We start from the raw sequence: 1806 nt of genomic DNA, 5'->3' as shown, positions 1-1806 counted from the left end.
CGGATACTGTTGGTGAATGTGACTGATCGGCTGCGGTGAGTGACGCCGGTCTTCGAGACTGTTCTCGGAGACCGGCGTTTGCTGTTGCGGGGTGTGGCATGTCGATGCGGGCGAGGGAGCCGGGCGGGGTCCCGGTGGAGACGGCGCGGGTGGCTCGGGCGGCCTTCCCGAAGGGGAGCCTGGCGATCCGGATCCGGGACGAGTTGGGGCCTTTGTTCAGGGACGATCAGTTCGCCGATCTGTTCCCTGGGCGGGGCAGGCCCGCATGGTCGCCCGGCCGGCTGGCACTGGTACTGGTGTTGCAGTTCGTGGAGGGGCTGACCGACCGGCAGGCCGCGGAAGCGGTGCGGGCCAGGATCGACTTCAAGTACGCCCTCGGGTTGGAGCTTGCGGATCCGGGCTTCGACTACTCGGTGCTCTCGGAGTTCCGGGACCGGCTGGTCGCGGCGGAGGCCGGGCGGCGGGTGCTGGACCAGGTCCTGGTCGCGGCGCGGGAGAAGGCTCTGCTGAAGACGGCGGGTCGGGCCCGGACCGACTCGACGCATGTGCTTTCCGCAGCACGCGAGTTGAGCTGGCTGGAGATGGTGGCCGAAGCCCTGCGCTCGGCACTGAACGCGCTCGCGCAGGCCGCTCCTGACTGGCTGGTGGGGGTTGCCGAGCCTGACTGGTTCCGGCACTACGCGAGCCGGGCGGACGAGTCCCGGTTCCCGAAGGCCCGGGCCAGGCGGGACGAGGTGGGACGGCGGATCGGCAGGGACGGGATGAGACTGCTCGAAGCCGTGTGCTCACCCGGCACGCCACAGGCCCTGCGGGTGCTGGAGCCCGTCGAGACCCTGCGGCGGATGTGGGTGCAGCACTTCCACCTGGTCGAGGGCGAGGTGCGGCGGCGGGACCCAAAAGACCGGCCGCCGGCCGCGGTGCGGCTGGTCACCCCCTATGACCCGGAGGCACGCGGCAGTATGAAACGCGACCTCCTCTGGGACGGCTACAAGGTCCACGTCACCGAGACCTGCGAACCCGATACCCCGAACCTGATCACGAACACGGCCACCACCGCGGCCACCGTCCCCGACAGCGAGATGACCGGGACGATCCACACCGGCCTCGCAGCCCGGGACTGCCTGCCCGGCGAACACTGGGTCGATGCCGGATATCCGACTGCCGCCCAGATCGTGGCCTCCCGGCGCGAACACGCAGTCGAACTGCACGGCCCGGTCAGAGCCGACACCACCGCCCAGGCCACGGCCGAAGGCAGCGCCTTCCGCCAGGACGCCTTCACCATCGACTGGGACAACCGGCACGTCTCCTGCCCCGGCGGCCGCACCACCGACCAGTGGCGGCAGTCCCTCTCCCAGCGCGGCACCCCCGTGATCCGGGTGCGCTTCTCGCCCACCGACTGCCGGCCCTGCCCACACCTACGGGACTGCGTCAGCTCGCCGAAGGCCGTGCGGCGCGAACTCACCTTCCGCCACCACGACGAGCACCAGGCCATCGGCCAAGCCCGCGCCCTCCAGGAGACCGACCACTGGAGGGAGCGCTATAAGATCCGCGCTGGGATCGAGGGGACCTTCTCCCAGGGCATCAAGCGCTGTGGCCTGCGCAGATCTCGCTACCACGGCCTCGCGAAGACCAGCCTCCAACACGAACTCACCGCCGCGGCGATCAACCTCGCCCGCATCGACGCTCACCTGACCAACACACCCCGGGCCCGCACACGCACGAGCCACTTCGCACGACTTCGCCCCGTCGAGCAACAGCTCGACGGGGCGAAGTCGTCAAGCCCCTGGGATTGACCAACAGCGTCCG

1 protein-coding gene is annotated in these 1806 nt (G+C 69.9%); it reads left to right on the top strand.

Annotation, left to right across the window (positions count from 1 at the left end):
- Positions 1–98: 98 nt before the first annotated feature.
- Complete coding sequence (locus ACFC1F_RS43275; protein WP_376167309.1) at positions 99–1793, top strand: IS1182 family transposase; 1695 nt, start codon at positions 99–101, stop codon at positions 1791–1793.
- Positions 1794–1806: the final 13 nt, after the last annotated feature.

Source organism: Kitasatospora sp. NPDC056181 (assembly GCF_042266225.1).
Lineage (GTDB): Bacteria > Actinomycetota > Actinomycetes > Streptomycetales > Streptomycetaceae > Kitasatospora.
The sequence above is the reverse complement of the archived record's forward strand: the minus strand, read 5'-3'. Positions and strand labels throughout refer to the sequence as shown.

Coding starts and splice junctions, on each gene's coding strand:
- ACFC1F_RS43275 (WP_376167309.1), top strand. CDS start 99: ATGTCGATGCGGGCGAGGGAGCCGGGCGGGGTCCCGGTGGAGACGGCG.